This window comes from Plantactinospora alkalitolerans, assembly GCF_015690345.1.
Classification (GTDB): Bacteria; Actinomycetota; Actinomycetes; order Mycobacteriales; family Micromonosporaceae; genus Plantactinospora; species Plantactinospora alkalitolerans.
In genome coordinates this window covers 1-19,896 of sequence record NZ_JADPUN010000192.1, presented here as the reverse complement: position 1 = coordinate 19,896, position 19,896 = coordinate 1, and the positions used below count along the sequence as shown (strand labels likewise).

At 69.0% G+C, this 19,896-nt stretch carries 19 protein-coding genes; 9 read left to right on the top strand and 10 right to left on the bottom strand.

What is annotated here, in order from left to right; all coding sequences use genetic code 11:
* From I0C86_RS20675 to I0C86_RS20645, 7 genes are all read left to right on the top strand, one after another.
* A partial coding sequence (locus I0C86_RS20675; RefSeq protein ID WP_196202916.1) for a cellulose binding domain-containing protein occupies positions 1-329 on the top strand: 329 nt, incomplete at its 5' end.
* A 179-nt stretch (positions 330-508) separates the two neighbouring features.
* Positions 509-949, top strand: coding sequence for a YbaB/EbfC family nucleoid-associated protein (locus tag I0C86_RS20670; protein WP_196202915.1), 441 nt, complete (start codon positions 509-511; stop codon positions 947-949).
* Entirely contained in the window at positions 939-1,271 is a 333-nt protein-coding gene (locus I0C86_RS20665) for a type VII secretion target (RefSeq protein ID WP_196202914.1), read from the top strand. The genes I0C86_RS20670 and I0C86_RS20665 overlap by 11 nt, the downstream gene beginning before the upstream one ends.
* A complete protein-coding gene (locus I0C86_RS20660; RefSeq protein WP_323373753.1) occupies positions 1,268-2,464 on the top strand; it encodes a WXG100 family type VII secretion target in 1,197 nt (398 codons plus the stop codon). Before I0C86_RS20665 ends, I0C86_RS20660 begins: the two co-directional genes overlap by 4 nt.
* A complete protein-coding gene (locus tag I0C86_RS20655) occupies positions 2,461-2,721 on the top strand; it encodes a hypothetical protein (RefSeq protein WP_196202913.1) in 261 nt (86 codons plus the stop codon). Before I0C86_RS20660 ends, I0C86_RS20655 begins: the two co-directional genes overlap by 4 nt.
* A 249-nt stretch (positions 2,722-2,970) precedes the next feature.
* Positions 2,971-3,489, top strand: a complete 519-nt coding sequence (locus I0C86_RS20650) for a hypothetical protein (protein ID WP_196202912.1) — start codon at positions 2,971-2,973, stop codon at positions 3,487-3,489.
* A 108-nt stretch (positions 3,490-3,597) separates the two neighbouring features.
* Positions 3,598-4,542, top strand: coding sequence for a hypothetical protein (locus I0C86_RS20645; RefSeq protein ID WP_196202911.1), 945 nt, complete (start codon positions 3,598-3,600; stop codon positions 4,540-4,542).
* Positions 4,543-4,638: 96 nt separating this feature from the next.
* Here the strand turns inward: I0C86_RS20645 and I0C86_RS20640 are convergent, their stop codons facing one another.
* From I0C86_RS20640 to I0C86_RS20620, 5 genes are all read right to left on the bottom strand, one after another.
* Positions 4,639-5,478: a GNAT family N-acetyltransferase gene (locus I0C86_RS20640; protein ID WP_196202910.1), complete on the bottom strand. Its 840-nt coding sequence runs from the start codon at positions 5,476-5,478 to the stop codon at positions 4,639-4,641.
* 204 nt (positions 5,479-5,682) lie between these two features.
* Positions 5,683-6,006 carry a hypothetical protein gene (locus tag I0C86_RS20635; protein WP_196202909.1) on the bottom strand — a complete coding sequence of 108 codons (324 nt, stop codon included), beginning with the start codon at positions 6,004-6,006 and terminating at the stop codon, positions 5,683-5,685.
* A gap of 2 nt (positions 6,007-6,008) precedes the next feature.
* Entirely contained in the window at positions 6,009-7,115 is a 1,107-nt protein-coding gene (locus I0C86_RS20630) for a hypothetical protein (protein WP_196202908.1), read from the bottom strand.
* 416 nt (positions 7,116-7,531) lie between these two features.
* Positions 7,532-10,066 (bottom strand): GmrSD restriction endonuclease domain-containing protein, encoded by a 2,535-nt coding sequence (locus I0C86_RS20625; protein WP_196202907.1) that lies wholly within the window; start codon positions 10,064-10,066, stop codon positions 7,532-7,534.
* Positions 10,067-10,229: 163 nt separating this feature from the next.
* On the bottom strand, positions 10,230-10,526 hold the full coding sequence (locus tag I0C86_RS20620) for a hypothetical protein (protein WP_196202906.1): 297 nt from the start codon (positions 10,524-10,526) through the stop codon (positions 10,230-10,232).
* Positions 10,527-10,542: 16 nt separating this feature from the next.
* On the opposite strand from I0C86_RS20620, the gene I0C86_RS20615 reads away from it, so the two are divergent.
* Positions 10,543-10,830 (top strand): hypothetical protein, encoded by a 288-nt coding sequence (locus I0C86_RS20615; RefSeq protein ID WP_196202905.1) that lies wholly within the window; start codon positions 10,543-10,545, stop codon positions 10,828-10,830.
* A gap of 221 nt (positions 10,831-11,051) precedes the next feature.
* Here I0C86_RS20615 and I0C86_RS20610 read toward each other — a convergent pair whose 3' ends face one another.
* The 4 genes from I0C86_RS20610 to I0C86_RS20595 all read right to left on the bottom strand — a co-directional run bounded on the left by I0C86_RS20610 (position 11,052) and on the right by I0C86_RS20595 (position 14,953).
* Complete coding sequence (locus I0C86_RS20610) at positions 11,052-11,864, bottom strand: zinc-ribbon domain containing protein (RefSeq protein WP_196202904.1); 813 nt, start codon at positions 11,862-11,864, stop codon at positions 11,052-11,054.
* A 79-nt stretch (positions 11,865-11,943) separates the two neighbouring features.
* Positions 11,944-12,597 (bottom strand): response regulator, encoded by a 654-nt coding sequence (locus tag I0C86_RS20605; RefSeq protein ID WP_196202903.1) that lies wholly within the window; start codon positions 12,595-12,597, stop codon positions 11,944-11,946.
* Positions 12,594-13,844, bottom strand: a complete 1,251-nt coding sequence (locus I0C86_RS20600; RefSeq protein ID WP_323373752.1) for a sensor histidine kinase — start codon at positions 13,842-13,844, stop codon at positions 12,594-12,596. The genes I0C86_RS20605 and I0C86_RS20600 overlap by 4 nt, the downstream gene beginning before the upstream one ends.
* Positions 13,845-13,927: 83 nt before the next feature.
* On the bottom strand, positions 13,928-14,953 hold the full coding sequence (locus I0C86_RS20595; RefSeq protein WP_196202902.1) for a hypothetical protein: 1,026 nt from the start codon (positions 14,951-14,953) through the stop codon (positions 13,928-13,930).
* Between the two features lie 262 nt (positions 14,954-15,215).
* Between I0C86_RS20595 and I0C86_RS20590 the strand changes: the two genes are divergently transcribed.
* The gene (locus I0C86_RS20590; RefSeq protein WP_196202901.1) at positions 15,216-18,803 is read left to right on the top strand and encodes a phosphatidylinositol-specific phospholipase C domain-containing protein; all 3,588 of its coding nucleotides are present in this window, start codon (positions 15,216-15,218) and stop codon (positions 18,801-18,803) included.
* Positions 18,804-19,010: 207 nt separating this feature from the next.
* Here the strand turns inward: I0C86_RS20590 and I0C86_RS20585 are convergent.
* A partial coding sequence (locus I0C86_RS20585) for a helix-turn-helix transcriptional regulator (RefSeq protein WP_230394491.1) occupies positions 19,011-19,896 on the bottom strand: 886 nt, incomplete at its 5' end.

The window sequence follows — 19,896 nt, the reverse complement described above, 5'->3', positions numbered from 1 at the left end:
CGACCAACCCGCCCACCAACCCGCCGACGCAGGGGCCGGGCGGTTGCTCCGCCTCGGTGTCACTGAACTCCTGGACCGGCGGTTTCGTCGCCACGGTACGGGTGACCGCCGGCTCATCCGGCACCAACGGCTGGACGGTGGGCATGACCCTGCCGTCCGGCGCCACGATCACGAACGCCTGGAACACCCAGCGCAGCGGCAACAGTGGCGCCGTCACGTTCACCAACGTGAGCTTCAACGGCCGGATCGCCGCCGGCCAGTCGACCGAGTTCGGCTTCCAGGGCACCGGCAGCGGATCGGGCATGACGCCGTCCTGCAGCGCCACCTGATCCGACCACCACACGATGGCGGTGTGGAGGGCGCTCCCGTCCTCCACACCGCGGAGGTCGGATCGGACCGGTCGGGATACCGAGGGCGTAGATCATCGGAATCGACGTAGCCGATATGGTGCAGCATGGAATGATCATGCGGCGCCACGTGGCGCCCGGTGGCCGGCAGGGAGCTGCTGATGCTGGGACGAGATCTTGACGGGGCGCAGGAGTGGGTCCGCTCCTGGACGGCCCAGGTGTCCGCACGCGCGGCGGCGGCCACGGAACTGTCGGACCGGGTCGCCACCGTCACCGCCTCGGCGACCGGCGCGGACGGAGCCGTACGGGTGACCGTGGCGTCGTCCGGGGTGCTGACCGCCCTGGAACTCGACGACCGGGTGCAGCGGTTGACCGCCACAGCGCTGGCCAGGCTCATCATGGGAACGATCGCCAAGGCACAGTCCAGACTGGCCGGCGAGGTGACCTCGCTGGTACGCGAGACGGTGGGCGTGGAGTCCGAGACCGGGCAGGCGGTGCTGGAGTCGTACGTCCGGCGGTTTCCGGAACCGCAGGACCCGACGGACCCGCCGGACGAAGCCGGAACCGACGACTACCGTCGGGATGTGCCCCGTGGCCGGTGACGGCGAGATGCGGGTTCCGGTGGCGGCGCTGCATCGGCACGCCGGATCGGCGGACACCGCCGCGGACGGGATCGAGACCGGCCGCGCCGCCGCAGCCCACGTGCAGATGGGCGCGGAGGCGTACGGGCAGATCTGCGCGTTCCTGCCCAACCTGATCAACCCACTGGCCGACCGAACGGTGTCGGCACTCGGCGAGCTGGCCTCGGGCCTGCACGAGACCGCGACCCGGCTCCGCACCGTCGCCAGCTCGACGGAATCGACCGACACCGCAAGCGCGCAGCGGGTAACCGCGAGCGGTCGGCACATCGAGCTGCCGCTGTGACGGACGTGGCAGGCAATCCGCTGATCGCGGCCCGCCAGGACTCGACCGAGTGGTACACCGGGCTGGGCCTTGTCGAGAGCGTCGCCGACACGGTCGCGGGGATCGAGTCCGGTAGCTGGATCGACACCACCATCGGCGGCGTCTCCGCCGGCCTGGACGCCCTCGGCGCGGTGCTGGATCCGCTGGGCTCGCTGGTGAGCTGGGGCGTGGCGTGGCTGCTGGATCACGTCAAGCCGTTGTCGGACGCGCTGGACTGGCTCGCCGGTGACCCGGACCAGATCACCGCGTTCGCGCAGACCTGGCGGAACGTGGCGGCCAACTCCGCCGACGTGGCCGCCGAGTTCAAGGCCGCGCTCGCAACCGAGATCAGCGAGTGGGGCGGGGCGTCAGCGGAGGCGTACCGGTCCTACGCGGCCACCCAGTTGCAGGCCATGGACGGCATCGGGCGCGGAGCCGGCGGGGTAGGCACGCTGGTCGAGGCGGCCGGGCTGCTGGTGGCGCTGGTCCGGGAGATGGTCCGGGACCTGATCGCCGACTTCGTCTCGGTGCTGGCGGTACGCCTGCCGATGTGGCTCGCCGAGGCCGGCCTGACGCTGGGCGTGGCGACCCCGCTGGTGGTGGCTCAGGTGGGCAGCCTGGTGGCGAAGTGGGTGGCCCGGATCGGCAAGGTCATCACCGCACTGATCACCAGCCTGCGCCGGCTGGCACCGATGCTCTCCCGGCTCGGCGACCTGATCGATGAACTCTCCGACCTGGTGCGTCGGCTCGGCAAGCGCGGCGGCACGGACTCGGCGACGCCTCCCGTACTGCACTCACGGTCCGGTTCGGTGTCCAACCGGCAGGTCATGGACGAGGGCCTCGGGTTGCCGCGCGACCGGGAGACGATCGAGCGCTACGCAGAGCTGGCCGGCGTCGACCTGCGCGGGGTGAACATCGAGGTCATCGAGACCCCGGACGACATCGCCTATCTGGACTTCATGGGCGCGATCGCGCGTACCGACGCGGACGGGGTCCAGCTCGGCCCCGCCGCCTTTATCGACGAGGAAACCCTGGTCCGGACGCTCGGCCATGAGAGCATCCACGTCGAGCAGTACCGCGAGGGGCGGGTGACCAGCAACACCGGCCCGCTGGAGGACGAGGCGTACGGGTCCGAGGACCGGTTCGTGGAGGAATGGCGGAGGAACACCCAGTGAACGACGAGGAACGGGCGGAGCTGCGGGTGGAGTTCGTCCACCGCCTCGCCAGCCGTAACCTTCTGATGCTGTCCGGACGACGCGCCGGTGGGCACCTCGCGGTCGGAGACGCGGTGGCGATCCGGACACCGGCCGGGGAGACCATCCGAACCACCATCAGGACGATCGAGCTACACGGGCGACCGGGCATGACGACGGTGGGGGTCGAGTCGGGTGCCGGCGAGGTCCCGGCCGGTTCCGTCCTCTACACCGCCTGACGGGCGCTCGGGCGCCGGCCACCGGTTCTGCCATGTGCGCGGTGGCCCGGCGCGTCCCGGTTCAGGGTCGTCGACCCGTCCGGAAACTCGCTTCTCTTCATCCTGAACGGGCACGAGCGCCAGCAGGTGGAAGGCGCCGTTGCCGATCCTGGACTGCTTTCGCAGTGGCTGCCCGACAGGACGTGACACGGCCCGGCCGAGGCGTCAACACTGAGCAGTGTGTAACCCTCCGACAGGTCTGTGGGGAACATGACCGGGAATCAACGCGACGACGATAGCGACGACGCCTTCGACGACCTCATCGAACAGGTGATCGCCGCACGGGGTCGGGTGTGTGCCATCGATCTGCCGGCCCGACAGGTGACATCCTTCATCGGACGCCTTGAGATCGCCCTCGACATCGACGACAACTTCGTGGCGGACGTCGAGGTCCGGATGGTGCTGGGCGGGGCGTGTACGACCCGGGCGGCGGCGGTCGACCAGTTCGTCGCCGCGCTGCAACTCCCCTACCGGGCCAGGTACGGCTGGTACGAGCTGCTGAGCCAACTCGGCGGTACATGGCCGTCGTCACGGCAGTGCATCGTCGTCGTCGAGGCCACCCGGCTACTCGCGTCCGAGGACCGCGATACCTGGCGGGAACTCGTCGGGAGGTTGCACGGCGGTCCACGCTGTTTCGGCGGCGGTTGGACGACGTTGGTGCTGGCCGACGAGGCGGCAGCCTGGCGGAAGTCGGGGCTTCGCCCCGCGACCGGCCCGCTCCCGGATTGACAGACCTCGTGAGGTACCGGATCTGACAGTGAAACGGTCGAAACAGGGGTGGTGGAGCATCGGCCGCTATGCGATCATCCGTCGAGTCTCGTCGACGGGGGAAATGCTGTGAAGGGGATCGTCACCATCCTGGGCGTGGCCGTACTCTCGGCCATCATCGCAGGGCTCGTCGAGTTGGGCCTGCCCACCTTCTACGCACTCACCATCGCGTGCTTCCTCACCGGTCTGCTCTCGATCCTGATCGGCCGTGCGCTCGACGACGCGTTCAGTGGGCCGAACATCATCGTCGTGTTCGGCTGGATGATGTTCTTCGGCGCTCCCTTCGCGCTCGCGACCGCGTGGGGAGAGAGCGGCTTCCGCCCGCACGGTCTGCTGCGCTGGCTGCTCGCGGCCTCGATCGAGGCGCTGTTGCTCGTCGCGATCCTGATGGCGGTCGCCCAGGTCCAGAACCGGCGGGCACGGGGTCGACGCGAGCACGAGCGGCGGTCGCTCGCCACGGCCCACGATTGGCAGTTTGCCGAGACCGACGCCACACTGCTTCCGGAGTTCGGTCCCACGCTGCGGCTCGTGATGGCCGCCTGGTTCGGGTCGTCCGAATGGACCGAGCGGCCGGTTGCGCCCGACGTGGCGACGCATGCCGTCCTTCGTGGCCAGATCGATGGTGTTCCCTTCCTCGTCTTCGACTACTACCGGCCGCGACGATTTGGACCTCCGGACATCGAAACCGTGCTGGTCGTGCCGTTGCCGTACCGGGTGCCGCTGTTCGCCTCGGCCGACGTGCACCGGTTACGCGGCGACGAGGAGAGCGTAGCCAGGATCACCGATCCGGCCCTGGCCCGGCTGGTGGCCACGCCCGAGGTCGCCATGCTGACGGAACAGCGGCTGCCGTGCTGGGGTTTTCAGGAGACGGCACTCGTCGCGCTGTCGAACAGCAGGTCCTCCGGCGCCGCTGGCGAGAAACTGTCGACGGACATCGCCATCGTCGTCCGGATCGCCACGCTGCTGGACTGGGCGGAGATCAGCAGGTACCAGCCGCTGAGCCCGACCGCCTGACAGCTCCGCCCCCATCACTCTGCCGACCCCTGGGGATCATCCGGCTCGCCCGGTCGGGGAACCACCCGGTGGCTCGTTCGGGTACAGCGCTGCGATTCAGCCCTGTTCGGCGGCGCTCTCCGGCCGCCAGATCCAGGTCGTCCGGTCGTACTGCTGGATCAGTCCGGCGCGGACCATGTTGTTCAGCGAAGGGTTGCCGCCCTCCACAGCGGGCTTGGCGACCTCACTGACGAGCCAGCGGTGTCCGGCGGCGACGGCGTACTCGGCCCGCGCGGCGATCAGGGCGGACTGCACTCCACGGTTGCGGTGACTCTTCCGTGTCACGCCGGAGTTGAGGTGCGCCGTCTCGCCGTACAGGAAGAGGTTGGCGGCCCCGACCATCTGGTCGCCGTCCCAGGCGGCGAACCCCTGGAAGCTGTCGGTCCGGGCCGTCGCCGCCAGGAGCGCGGCCAGGTGCTCGTGTGGACCGGCGAAGACCTCGATGGTCAGCGCCGCCCACTCGTCGATGTCCCGTTCCCCGATCCGCCCGACGCGCAGATCGGTGGTGGCCGGCTTGACGCTCGCCGCCTCGCCCGCGAATTTCACCAGGACACCGCCGGGGGTGAGTCCGTGCGCGGCGATGATCTCGGCCCAATTGTCCGGAAGGACCTCAGGAGTGATCTGGAGCTGGGCCGACGGGCTGCCGTGCCGCCGGTGGAAATCGAGGATCTCGGTGACCAGCCTGTCGGTGACGGGTTCGGTGAGGCCGAATCCGATCGCCTTGTTCCAGAAACCGCCCATCGGGTCCCTGCGGACCGAAAGCACAACCCCGTCGCCGATCCGACCGACCGTGATGCCGAGCGCCTCGGCGGCCGACGCGGGCGCGACCGCGCCGAACTGGTAGAACAGTTCGGCCTCGGCGCGCGCGCCGATCCTGGTCAGGTCAGTTGGTGGCATGAGGCGTCCCGATCACACGAGGGATGTTCTGCTGGTACGCGGCCATCAAACCCGCCACATCCCGCTGACGGAAAGGAAAAACGTCCAGGTGTGATCCGGATCGCCAGGTGAGACGGCCACTTCAGCAGAGCTTGTGCCACGCGGTCGGCATGGCGGAGAACCGGCGGCCCCGGCCTGCGGCAGGTGATCCTTCCCCGTTGCCGCTCATCGGGCAGCGCCGTGGGACCTGTCAGTCGGCTCAGCGAGCAGTTCGTCGAGCTGTCCCTCGGTCTGCTCGACCAGCTCCTGTCGCTGCGTCTCGTCCAGCGTTTCGTAGTGCGACCAGAACTGGCCGAACGCATCACCCAGCTCGGAGCCGTACGCGTCGGACTCCGCAGCGAGGCGTAGATCCTGCTGACCACTGAGTACGCTCTCCGCCATCTCCTGAAGCGGTCCCGCTGGCCCTCTGGCGAGTTTGGTGAGGCTGGCACGTAGCAACTTGGCGATCCGTGGGTCGTCACCGGCGATCTCGTAGACGCTGTCGTGCATGGCTAGTGCACCCCCACCGAGTCGGGGACCATCGGATGGCGGTAGGAGGTGTAGCCGGACATGTTCGGGATCGTCACATCCCGTAGACGGGTGATCTGCGCCTCGATCACTCCGACAGCGATCTGCACGAGTCCGTAGAGAGCCTGTATCGCCTTCGTGGCCTCCGCCCACAACCTCAAGATGTTGGCCACTTCGACGGCGGCCACCCCATAACCGACGACCGCCCCGATACCCGTTTCGGCCGTAACCGTTCCGGCCGCCGCCGCGATGCCGGCGACGATCGCCGCGTCGACAATCGACTTGATGATGCCGTTGAGGGACTCGCACGTGCTCCAGACACCATGCGCGATCTCGTCGAACCTTTTGGACATCTCTTTCAACGGATCGTGCAGGTCGGCGGCCCCGTGCGCCAGGCGGGTGAAGTGTGTGAAGGCCATGTCGGAGGCACGGCCGGACCAGTCGTCGCGCAGCGCTATCGCTCCGCCCTGGATGTTGTAGCCCAGGTCCTGCATTGCCTCGCCGGCGCGGCCGAGCGCCACGCCACCCCTTGCGATGGACTGCCAGTCACCGGCGAAGTGCTCCATGACTCGTTCCAGGGGGTTGAACCCGAGCACCTCCTTGAACGCCTTCAGTGCCCAGTTCGAAATGCTGATGTTGTCCATGAACGCCAGCGGGTGGGAATATTCGACGTCGGCGACCGGAGTAAGCCGGCCGTTCGGGTCGCGGCTGTCCGTAAAGGATGGTGGGCAGGGATCAGTCGCCCATTGTCGGTCGAGCCGAGACTCTCTGGTTGGAGGTCGGCTTGCGGTGAGCGAGCCGTCCATCCGAGCTGCGGAAGCGGCATCGGAGGTCCGATAGTATCTGGCAGCGGACTTCAATCCGGTTTCACTGGCCTCCAGCACCTCCGAAACCCTGTTTGTCGCGCCGATCGCAGCGGTCATGGCGTCGCCGTGAGAAGGGCCGATCAGCCAGATTAGAGCGCCGCCATCGGTGCCGATCGGGGTTGGAAAACCTTCGAGGTAGCCTTTCACTGCCGCACTGTCTTCCGCAGCCCGGCTCGCCTGACTCGCGTACCTATCCAATGAATCCGGTTGCACCACAAAACTCATTGGATCTCCCAGTATCCCTGCTCGGACAGCCACATGGCCAGCCCCACCCCAGCTATCCCCACGAACGTCATTATGGCGGCCCACAGACCGAAGAAACGCGACTGAGAGGTTTCGGACGCTCGATAGACGCCAACAGCGAGCCCTCCGCCAACGACGCACGCCAGCTGTCCCGGAAGGGCGGGCGTTATGCCAATGAAGAACATAGTGATGAGCATGATCACCCCAAGGGCCATCGAGAGATCCGCTGCCCGTTCTCGGATCGCTCGGACGTAGTCACTCTCATTCGACAATGGACCACCCCCCGGGTCAAAGTTGAGCCAAAGATAGCAGTCGCTATCCGGAGCCAGTGTCCCCCGCCGTCATGGTCGGGCGGTGGCTGGAGGCCGAAGCCGACAGGCCGCGGCAAGTCCTACTGCCTAGACCCCGGCTGAGGTGTCCGGAGTACGTGCCTGTGCCTGCCCGTAGAACCAGCCGAGATGTTCAAGCAACGCGTCACGGACCGTGGGATCGACGAGGACCTCCAGCGGAAAGCCGGGTCGGAGGGCGATCTTGGCAGAAGCGATGTCCACGCCCGGAAGCTGGTTCAACCGTTGTCGAAGCTCCTCTCGGAGGGTGACGTCGTCGAACGGCGTACGGACGCTCAGGTGCTGGAACACGATCTCGAACTTTCCGCTCGGGTAGATCGCCGCGGGCCAGATGCTGCCGAGTTCGTGCTCCTTGTCCCGAGCCAGGAGAAAGCACGAGGTTTCGCCGCCGCTGCCGTGGCCCAGGGTCCCGCCCAGCCCGGTCCAGGCATCGAGCACGGCAAGGGTGGCGTTGGCGACCTTCGGGCTCTGCAGATCTGTCAACTGCTCGACGAACCGGTCGGCGTACGGGAGGTCCCGATTCGAGCGCGGTCCAGGCAGATCCCCGGGCGTCATTCCGGCAAGTTGCGCCAGTTCCTCGGCCACGATGCGCTGTGCCTGGTTGGCCCGCTCGTACCTGTCGAACTCCACGCCCTCGGCCCGGAGCAGGTCCCGAGGATCGTCGGAACGGGTGGGGTCGACCCACCGAAAGCCCGGTGACACGGTGCCCTCGACCTGGAGGACCCGGTGGGCGTTCGGGGCCGGGTAGGTGGCCAGCCGGGCGCCGACGGGCACCGGGTGGCTGCCGATCAGTGCGGCGACGTCGCCGTACGTGGTCCAGGAACCGGCCGGAAGCTCGGCGAGTGCCTTGTGCATGAGGTCCCAGAGCACCGCCGACCTGTGATCCGCCTCCTCGGTGCTGGGTCCCGGCCAGATCGAGATGATCCGGTCGGCGAGGGATCCGGCGCGGGCATGGATCTCGACGCGTCCCCATCGGTCCTGGGTGGCGATCTCCTGGTTCAGGGCGATCCCGCTCTTTGCCAGCTTGACGCGCTTCACCGCGAACGAACTGTTGCTCAGTTCGGAGTTGTAGCCGGTGAGGGTCAGGTTTCCGAGCGTGTGGACCAGGGCCTCATGTGCCTCGGCGAAGTTCTCCTCAGGCCCGAGGTCGCTGCCCAGCATCTGCCGCCACTCGGTGGTGGCTGTTTGCGGCATCACGTGCTCGACGGTCAGCGAGTCGAGCGCCACCGGCTCCTTGCTGCCGTACGACTCCTCCAGCCACTGGAGCACCAGGTTGCGCTGATGCGGGCGACCGTTGAGGTAGTAGGGCATCGACGGAACTGCGTTACGGACGCTGGAATCGGTGGCGTAGTGCTTCCGGCCGACCGACAGGTATGCCCGAACCGCCTCGTCGACCGGCAGTTCCTCGCTCATCTCGGTGACGACCGAGAGAAGGATGCGGTTGATGTTGGCGGTGGCCCGGCCGATGACGAGACGCCGGACGAAGAAGCTCTCGACGTACAGCATCGCCGAGGCGATCTGTGCCGAGGTCGCCGTCTGCTGCTCCCGGCGGTCCAGCAGGTGCAGCAGGAGCGGGTAGACGGTGGTCGTACCCCAGGCGCTCAGGCGCGCCAGGCGCCGCCGTACGCCGAGGTCTTGCTCTTCGCCCGGATGGAGGATGGTCCCGAGGAGGGCTCCGAGGCGGCTGAAACGCCGCACCTCTGCCTCGATTTCCTCCTCCGATCTCATTCGGTTCAACCGGTCCCGCTGCCCGGAGTAGATGTCCGTCTGCTTGACTCGGGCGTCCCGCTGCACCAGGTCGAGCCAGAAGAGCAACTCGAGCTCGTTGGAGGTCAGCTTCTTCTGGAGCGGAAGCCACAGGGAGTGGTAAACGGCCTCGCCTCGGGTGGGCAGCCGCATGAAAAGGTAGTTGCGCAGCAGATCAGCCTGGGTGAGCTTTCGACCAGTGTTGTTGAGGGACTCGAAGATCCGATAGACGTTGTCGCCCGGCTGGGCGGTGACCGAAACCAGTCCCAGCCCCGAGATGACCGCGTCCTCGATGCGTTCGATGTCGAGCGGATCGTCCGGATCGTCGGCTGCGGCGAGCTGCGCGGCAAAGAACCGGTACGCCGCACCAACCTGGTCACTACCGCCGGCCTGCGGGGTCGCGTCCAGGCAGGCCAGGTACGCCGCCCGGTCGGCCTGGGTGGGAACGAGCTTCGAGCGGTGCTGCTCCGGTTTCCACTTGTTGATCAGATACTGCTGGTCGATCCGGTCCCGGTGCTCGGGGTGTTCGTGTGCTGCGCGGTGGTCGCGGATGGCGCAGAGCAGGAGGGACAGGGTGGTGAGCCGCTGCTGGCCGTCCACCACCAGAAACTCCTGAACGCCGGCGGGCCCGTTCGCGGGACTGGGCGCCAGCACGACGGAGCCGATGAAGTGCGTCCCGCTCGCTCCCGCAGCCCGGTCCTCCACCATTTTCAGGATGTCCTCCCACAGGCGTTCGAACTGCTCCGTGGTCCACGAGTACGTTCGCTGGTACAGCGGCATCTGATACTGCTTCGAGCCCTCCAACAACTCTTGCAGCGTCGTCTCGCGAGCCGCCACCATATTGATCTCCCGTCTCGTGTGGACACTCCGTGGAGCGGGGCCAAGACAATCAGTTGGCGGTCCGCGTGGCAACGTACGTCGGGACAGGAACTCCATCGAATGGTGGACGAGGTGAAGGCGTCACGTAGCCCATGCGAAACGGATCAGCGATGTGACACAGCCGTCAGTCCGTCTGTTCGGCTGTTCGTCCTTCGGCTTCGACGACGATGGTAATTTTTCGATCACCGCTCTCACCAGGATCATGCCGGCTAAGCCCAGCGGCGAAGACCAGCGCGGCGACGAGCAGGCGACGAGCGAGCACGGGTTGATAGCCCACCAGATAGGTGGAGATGCCGAAGGCCCCGCCAACAACACTCAACGACATCGGGATCAGCGTCGTGGGCGTGACGTCGCGCGAGAGAATCAGGAAACCTGAGACAACCGCGAAGAAGATCGGGACGTTCGCGGATCGGCTGACCACGGTAACCGCCGAAGCGATGTCCGTCGCGGGCTCCGGCCACTGGCCCACCGGCGCACCGCAGGCGGTGCACTTCACGGTACGGGCGATCGAGGCGTACCGGCCGGACCTGTCCGTCGATCATCCACTGGTTGTCCGATGTGCGGCGGCGCTGCACCGGGCGGCCCAGATGTCCCGGCCGGTACGACTCCAGTTGCGCGGCCTCACCCTCACCCCCTCGGGGATCATGGCGTGCGGATACCCGGTCGATACGGCGGCGGACGATTTCGCGGCCCGACTCGGCGTCGAACTGGGCGCGGACGCGTAGTTCGAGGCCGCCTTCGACCGGAACATCTGGTACGCGACGCTGGTCCACTTCACCGGACCGATGCCGGATCCCAGCGCCCTGGTGCGCTGGGTGGCGGCGCGGCGACGGCGATCGTTGGGCGTCGTCGACCTGGCGGCGGCCGAACTGGTGCGGTTCCGGTTCAACGGCCGCCAGCCGGTACGGGCGGCACTGGCCGCCTGCCGACTCGGCACGCCGGAGCTTCAGCCCGCGACTGCCCCCGGGTTGGACGCGCCCCCATCGGGCGACCGGGTGGATCGCGCCTGAAGGTCGGCACGGCGCCGCAGCGCGTCGTCGAGCAGTTGCCGGGTCGACCGTCGCTTGCTGTGCCGCGCCGCGTCGATGAACTGCCCGTACGCCTCGATCGCCTTGTCGCGCCGGTCGGCCAGCTCCTGCGCCCGGGCTTCCCAGTAGTGCGCGAGGTGCAGGTTCGGGTCGAGGCGTACCGCTTTGCGGGCGGCTCGAATCGCCGAGTCGAGGCTTCCGGTCCCGAGCCCGCAGACGTGCTCGACGGTTGCTGCGGTCAGGACCAGCTGGGCCAGCGCGTCATCAGGCTGGCGACGGGCGGCGTCCGTCGCCTCGGCGAGCCGCCGTTGCAGGCGTCGTCTGCTACGGTCCGCCCGCCGGCAGGCCGGGCAGCGGATCGGCACCGACTCGATCTGGAAGCCCAGCCGCTCGTACCAGAAGCGTTGCTCCGTCGCGCCGAACACGAAGCCTCGCCCGCACTCGACGCAGGTCCTCTCCTCGTCCAGGTAGAAGTACCGCGGTGGCTGGCAGTGGTTACAGAAGTCGCGCTGCCGATGCGGGTCTCCCCGCACAGCGCCGGCCGGCAGCGCCGGTCGGTAGTCCAGGTCGTAACCCCCGGCTGTGTCCCGGTACGGGATGTCGCCATAGCGTGGATGCGCTTCCCAGGTCACCCCGGCATGGTCCGGCACCGACGACGTACCGGGATCCGGCTGGAAACCGCCTTGGTGGTCCCGGTCGGACCGCTGGCCGGCCTCACGGTTCCTGGCCATGACTGTCCTCAAGGGTCCTCCCGTCGGCTCGTGTGCTGGAGTAGGTCAGGGTATCGGCCGTCGCCAGGTTCCGTAGCGGTCAGGCTTCGGTTACCAGGCCGGACTGGGCGGCCAGTAGCGCCAGCCGGATCCGGTTCGCCGTACCCGTCTTGGCCAGCAGGTTTGTCACGTGCGTCTTCACCGTCGTCACTCCCAGGTGCAGCCGGTCGGCGATCTCGCGGTTGGACAGCCCGGCGCCGACCAGCGCCAGCACGTCGCGCTCCCGGGCGGTCAGGCTCGCCGGCAGCGTAGCGGCGGTCGCCTCGCCGAGCCGGGCCCGTACCGCCTGGTCGACCAGCCGCCGCAGCACGGCCGGGCTGTACGGCGTCTCGCCGGCCGCGGCCGACCGCACCGCCGCCAGCAGTTCGTCCGGAGTGGCGTCCTTGACCAGGAACCCGCACGCGCCGGCGGCCAACGCGGGGAACAGGTGGTCGTCGTCGTCGAAGGTGGTCAGCACCACCACCCGGACCGCCGGTCGGCTGGCGCGGATCCGGGCCGTGGCGGCCGTTCCGTCAACGACCGGCATCCGCAGGTCCATCAGGACCACGTCCGGCGCGACCTGCTCGGCCAGCCGGATCGCCTGCTGGCCGTTCTCCGCCTCGCCGACCACGTCCATGTCCGGGGCGGACTCGCAGAGCATCCGCAGCCCGGCCCGGACCAGCCGCTGGTCGTCGACGAGCAGGACCCGGATCATCCGCCCACCCCCGCCGGCAGCACGGTCTGCAACCGCCACCCGTCGTCGGCCGGGCCGGCGGCGAGCCGGCCGCCGAGCACCTCGACACGTTCACGCATGCCGGTCAGCCCGTGTCCGGGTCCGGTGTCGGACGCCCCCAGTTCGGCGCGCCGGTCGGCCCGTCGGTCAGCCCGCCGGGTCCCGGGACCGCCGTCGGCGCCCCGGCGGGCCGCAGTGCCGCCGTCGGCGCCGTACGCACCGCCGTCGTCGGTGATCTCCCAGTGCACCGCGCCGTCGACCATCCGTACACAGAGCCGGGCCCGCGCTGTCGGGCCGGCGTGCTTGGCCACGTTGGCCAGGCCCTCCTGGGTCAGGCGCAGTACCGCCAGCCCGCGCACGGTGTCCAGGGTCGCCACCGCCGGATCGATGGTGGCGTCCACGGTCAGGCCCGTCTTCACGGCCCGATCCACGGTCGTGGCCAGCGCGTCCGGCAGGGCGCCCGGCTCGATCGGCACGTACGCCGGCCCGTCCGCGACCATCGCGGGATTACGCAGTACGGACACCAGCCGGCGCAGGTCCGCCAGCGCGCTGGTGCCGCTGTCGTGCAGGTCGTCGAAGACCTCGGTGACCCGTGAGTCGGTGTCGCGGAGCACGTGTCGCGCCACCCCGACCCGCAGCACCATCGAGGCGACGTGGTGCGCCACCAGATCGTGCAGTTCGCGCGCGATGGCGGCGCGTTCGCCGGTGCGGGCGGCCCGTGCCTCGACCGCCACCCGCTGGTCGGCCTGCCTCGCGAGTTGGCGGCTCGCCCGGATGTTGAGCCCGATCAGCAGCGGCACCCCGACCGTGACGGCCATGTCGTAGAGCCAGCCCGGCAGCCCCGACGGCAGCCGTTCGACGAGATCGGTGAGCTGCGCCGCCACCAGCGCGGCCACTCCGACACCCAACTGCCGGGTCGGCGCCCGCAGGGCCAGTTCCAGCATCATCCAGGTGGCACCGACCTCGGGCACCACCGGATCGGCCTGACCGAGGGATCCGGCCAGGCCGAACACCAGCGACGCGGTCAGCAAACCGGCGAACGGCCAGCGCACGGCGACCGGGCAGAGCGCGAGGGCGGCACCGACGGCGAGCCAGTCGAGCACGGCGTGCGGGGCGTCCTCCGAGTCGTGTCCCACCAGAAGGTAGCCGACTCCGCTGAGGCCCAACAGCGTCAGCCGCAGCCATGCGTACCGGTCATCGAAGATCCGGGTCAGCCAGCGTATGAGCACGTCGCCAGCCTAGGCGGCGGACCCGCCGCCGGGGAGCCCGGCGGCGGGGATCGGGCCGACGGTGGACAGTGCCGACAGGGTCATCATGCTCCGGTGGCTGCCAGCGATACCTGCGCTTCGGACCGCTCGTCCTCGCTCGACAGGTCCGGGGCGGACCGCTCGTCCTCGTTCGACGGGCTCGGCGCGGGCTGGCGGAGGGCGATCAGCACGCCGACGGTACTGGCTCCCGCCAGCCCGAGGGCCACGGCGATCGTCGTCGCGTCCGGGTGGATCAGCGGCTGTCCGCGCAGCGCCTGCCAGGTCACCAGGGCGAGCAGGCTCGCGTACGTGGCGGCGGCCACCAGGACCAGCCGGAGGCGTACGCCGCCGTCGCGCAGCCGGGGAAACCGTCCGGCCAGCACCACCAGCGCGATAGCGAGCAGCGGAAGCAACTGGAGGGCGTGCATGCCCAGGAAGTGCGGGATCCGCAGGTCGCCGCCGGTGGTGCTCCAGCCGGTGAGGAACATCCCCGGTCCGCCGTCGGGAACGCCGACGCTGTGCCCGCCCTCCGTGTCGAGGTCGCCGACCTGCTGCTCGGGGGTGGGGCGCAGCATGAGGAAGCCGAGCGCCATCCCGACCAGGGCGATGATCAGGCCGAGCCGCACCGTCCACGCGACGGCCGGGTCGGACATCCGTTGCCTCAGCAGCAGCACGGCGAGCACCAGGCTGCCCAGGTAGAGCACCCCGATTGTCGCGCCCATCGCCCCGAAGATCGTTTCGTCCAGCGGGGTGGCATTGTTGAAGTGGCTCTGCCTGCCCCGGGCGGCCTGGAAGACGATCAGCGCCACCTCCAGGGCGCCGAAGACGGCCACCACCGTACCGGCCCACCAGGCGATCCGGCGGCTGCGCCGCATCAGCGACACCATCCAGGCCAGGGTCACCAGGTAGGCGACGAACGAGACGGCGAACTTGAACGGCTTGAGCCAGACCGACACGTTGCCGAGCATCCGGTCGTCGACGGCCAGCCCGACCAGGGAGACGATCGCGAGTGCCGCCATCGCGGCGGCGACGTACAGAAGCGGCGGGTGCCAACGTACGGCCTGCCGCAGCGGAACCGGGAAGTAGGTCATGCTCCTACGCTCGTCGCCGCGCCGCCCTGACACACCCGCCCGGAGGCCCGGCCGCCGGCCTCCGGTACGAGCCGTCCTCCTCCCTCGGTAGGAGGACCGTGTCGGACATCGTCGTCATTTGACAGATGTCTTGCCGCGACGCCGGCCGCAGACTTCGACGACGATCGCTTCCGTCGGTCGCCCCTTCGATTGCCCTGTCGCGGTAGCCAGGCATTCCGGGCGGTCCGGCGTCGGCTGTGGCGATCCGAACCGGAGGTCCACGATGAACACAGACGTTCCCGCCATCCCGGCCACGTCCGGGGGGAGGTTGCTGTCGACGCGAAGGCTGTCGGTGCCGTTCCTCGTCCTGACCCTGCTCGCGAGCATGGTGGCCGTGCTCGCCCGATCGGATCCGGCGTACGCGAACGACTACTACAGCAGCATCACCACCGCCTCGCCGGCGAACGTGAACTGGATGTCCCAGGTCCCGGACGACGCCAGCCTGGCCGACCTGTCGATTCCCGGCACCCATGACAGCCTCGCGCTGTGCGGCTACTCGCCACCCCGGGACGGCAGCGATTGTGATCTGCTGACCACCGGCATCACCCAGACCCAGGAGCATCACGGGTACTCCGCGCAGACGCTGACGCCCCAGTTCAAGGCCGGTATCCGGTCGCTCGACATCCGGGTCCGGGTGGACAGGGGCGACGCCGGTCTGACGTTCACGGTCCACCACGGCGTCTACTACCAGTGGGCCAACTTCACTGACGTACTGACGAAGATCGAGGCGTTCCTGAACGCCAATCCGACCGAGACGATTCTGCTGAACCTGAAGGCGGAGTGCGCGGGCAAGGACCTCACCACCTGCTACGACGCGGACGGGTACGGCACCGACGAGTGGCGGACGAAGGTCTTCGAGTCGTACCTGAACGGTCGGGTCTACACCGGTGACGGCGACAACACCACCCAGGGCAAGGCCTGGCAGGACATGTTCTGGACGCCGTCGGTCGACGGTGGGCCGCAGGCGTCGACCCCGAACCTCGGCGAGGTCCGGGGGAAGGTCGTACTGCTCGGTTTCCGGGCACCCGGCGGACGGATCTACGACGGCTACGGCATCGGCCAGCTCTACCCGGCCGGCGGGTCGTACGACGAGTACGTCCAGGACAAGTTCGAGGTCTACGACATCAGCAGCATCGACGACAAGTGGGAGGAAGTCCGGACCCATCTCCGGAAGACCAACGGCGTCTGGGATGCCAACCGGGGCGAGCAGACCCGGCACACGCACAAACCCGACGCCCTGTACATGAACTACACCAGCGGTACGGGTACCTGGGCGAACCCGTACACCGTGGCCGGGGGCACGCCGACGGCCACCGGGATCAACCAGTTCCTTCTCCAGTGCCTGCGCAACTCGGACGGCCGGTGCCCGGAGTTCTATCCCGACCGGAGCGGCAACTTCGGTGGCCGGAGCACCATGGACCGGACCGGCATCGTGATGATGGACTTCCCCGGCGGCGGCCTGATCGACGAGATTCTCGAGCGGAACCCGCGCGGCCGGTCGATCTACGTCAACGGCGGTGCCGGCGATCCGATGGAGCAGCACCCCGGCGGTGACGACGGCGGCCCCCGGCCGGCGATGCGGGCGGAGCACGCGCAGTGCCGCCCGGACGGGCTGATCCCGACCTCCGGCACGAACACGCCGTACTGCGCGGACTACCAGACGGACGGCAGGGAGTGGCTCGGCAACGACCGGGAGCGGCGGGTGATCGGCTACTTCAACGGTGCCCGTACCGGCGCCGACGGGAAGCCGTACTACCTGGTCAAGAACATTCCGTGGTCGAAGGTGACGCACCTGAACTACGCGTTCGCGCACATCGAGGCGAACAGGATCTCCGTCGGCGCCGACGGTCCCGGTAACCCGGCCACCGGAATGACCTGGGACCTGCCCGGTGCGGAGCCGGACACGAGCCTGCCGTACCGGGGGCACTTCAATCAGTTGACCAAGTACAAGAAGCTGCATCCCCGGGTGAAGACGCTGATCTCGGTGGGCGGCTGGGCCGAGACCACCGGTTTCTACGCCATGACCACCAACGCCGACGGCACCACCAACCAGAGCGGGATCAACACCTTCGCCGACTCGGTGGTGGAGTTCCTGGACCGGTACGGCTTCGACGGCGTGGACATCGACTACGAGTATCCGACCGCGCTGGACGACACCGGAAACCCGAACGACTGGGCGGTTGCCCAGCCCCGGCGCAAGGGCCTGGCGACGTCGTACACCGCATTGATGAAGACGCTGCGGGAGAAGCTGGACAGGGCGTCCGCCGCCAAGGGTGACCGCTACTACCTGCTCACCTCGGCCTCGTCGGCGTCGGGTTACCTGGTACGCGGGATGGAGAACCAGAAGGCGCTGCGCTACCAGGATTACACGAACCTGATGGCGTACGACTACCACGGCACCTGGAACGACGTGGTCGGCCCGAACGCCGCCCTGTACGACGACGGCAAGGACCCGGAGCTGGCCGAGCTGTACAGCACCCCGGAGTACCAGAAGATCGGCTACTTCAACACCGACTGGGCGTTCCACCACCTACGTGGCGCGTTGCAGGCCGGCCGGATCAACATCGGGATCCCGTACTACACCCGGGGTTGGCGCAACGTGACGGGTGGCGAGTCGGGCCTGTGGGGCAACTCCGTCGGCACGAACTGCCAGCCGGGCACCGGGCTGGTCCGGCCGTGCGGTAACGGCGCGGTCGGCATCGACAACATCTGGCACGACCTGTCCGCCGACGGCGGCGAGGTCGGCGCGGGTGTCAGCCCGATGTGGCACGCCCGGAACCTGGAACACAACATCATGCCCCGGTACGCCCAGAGCGTCGGCCTGTCCCCCGCCGACGCCCCGGCCGACAGGCTGACCGGGACGTACGCCCTGAAATGGAACGAGGCCACCCGGACGTCCTCGCTCTGGAACGCCGACAAGAAGACCTATCTGTCCATCCAGGACACCCGGAGCCTGGACCAGATCATCGACTACGTCGACGCCAGCGGCGCGGGCGGCGTGATGATGTGGGAGCTGTCCGGTGACTACGAGTGCCCGCCGAGCGCCGAGACGACCGCCCGCAACCCGTGCGTGATGGGGTACAGCCTGACCCAGCGGCTGCACGAACGGCTTCAGGGCTTCGACGCGTACGACAACAGCCGCAGTGCCGGCAGCACGGTGACGCCGCCGTCGTCGGCGATCGACGTGAGCGTCGACCTGGTGCAGTACCCGAACGAGACGGCGAAGCTGTGGCCGTTGACCCCGACCCTGCGGATCAGCAACAACACCGGGGCGACACTCGGCGGCGGCAAGGACAACGTCGTCTCGTTCGACCTGCCGACGTCCACCCCGGCGCTGATCAAGGACGGCGACTGGCAGACCGGCGAGCAGGGCGGCCGGTGGAAGGTGCAGCCGGGCCACACCGGTCCGAACGCCGGCTCCGGGCTGGCCGGCGACTTCCACCGGGTCAGCCTGACGCTCGACTACTGCCAGATCATTCCGGCCGGCAAGAGCCTGGACGTGCCGATGGTCTACTACATTCCGGCGACCGGGCCGGTGAACACCACGGTGAAGGTCGGCGGCACGACGTACGCGCCCACCACCGATCACAACCGGGGGGCGGCGAAGACGACGCCGGCCGGCGGTGGCTGCTCGGCGCCGGCCTGGTCCTCGACCAAGGTGTACGACCCGTCGACGCAGTCGGTGGAGAACGTGACCGTGAAGTACAACGGCAAGGTCTGGCGGGCCAAGTGGTGGACCCAGGGCAACGCGCCCGGCACCGGGGCCGATCCGGACCACGAGCCCTGGAGGTCCGTGGGCCCGGCCAGCTGAGCTCTTTCCTCGGCTGAGTGCTTTCCTCGGGGGGTGCAGGGGGGAGTGCGCCCGTCCGGGTCCCCTCCAGACCCGGACGGGCGGCTGCCACCGTCCAGCACCCGGATCCGCCGGCGCTACTGTCCAGCACCCGGATCCGCCGGCGCTACTGTCCCGCGCCTGGAATCCCGGCGCTACCGTCCAGCGCCCGGATCCGCCGGCGCGGCGTCACCGGGCGGCGGGGATGTCCTCGGGGTCGCGGTTGAACGCGGCGCGGGCGATCTCCACCCGGCTCCGCATTCCCAGCTTCGCGAGGATGCGCGAGATGTGCGTCTGGGTCGTGCGCCGGGTGAGGAACATGCTCTGCGCGATGTCCGGCGTCGACCGGCCCTCCGCGACCAGCAACGCGATCTTGTGTTCGGTCGGGGTCAGGGCGTCCCAGCCCTGTACGGCACGCCGGGTCCGGGCACCGCGCACACCACGACGGATCCCGTACTGGCGCAGCCGCGCCCCGGCCCGCCGGATGTCCCAGGCCGCACCGAACCCGCCGTACACCTCGATCGCCTCGGTCACGGCGGCGCGGGCGCCGGTTCCGTCGTCGCGCTGGGCGAGCACGACGGCGAGGTCCTCCAGCGCCCCGGCGAGCTCGACCGGCGTACCGGCGGTGCGGTAGTGCTCCACGGCCGACCGTAGCGGTACCGGGTCGGTGTCGTGCAGTCCCCGGCACCAGGCGGCGGCTGCGGTGGCCCGGGCCCGGACCTCTTCGGCCGCCGCCTCGGCCTGACAGGCGCGCAGCGCGGCCTCCGCCGCCGACCGGTCGTGCACGGCCAGGGCGAGCCGGAGGAGTCCGGGCAGCCACTGGTGGGTCAGCGTCATCTCGCCGGGCCGGCGTTCGAGGAACCCGCCGAGGTGGGTGAGCGCCAACTGCTGGTCGCCGTCCTGTTCGGCGGCGTGCGACCGCGCCACCTGGAGAAAGTCGGTGTTCTCCCGGTCGGCGACGGTGACGACCGCCCCGTCCATCCCGGCCCGCAGGTGTACGGCGGCCCGGGCGCGTTCGTCCCGGCGGACGGCGATCAGGGCCGCCACCCCGTGCCACCGCCACCCGGGCCCGCCC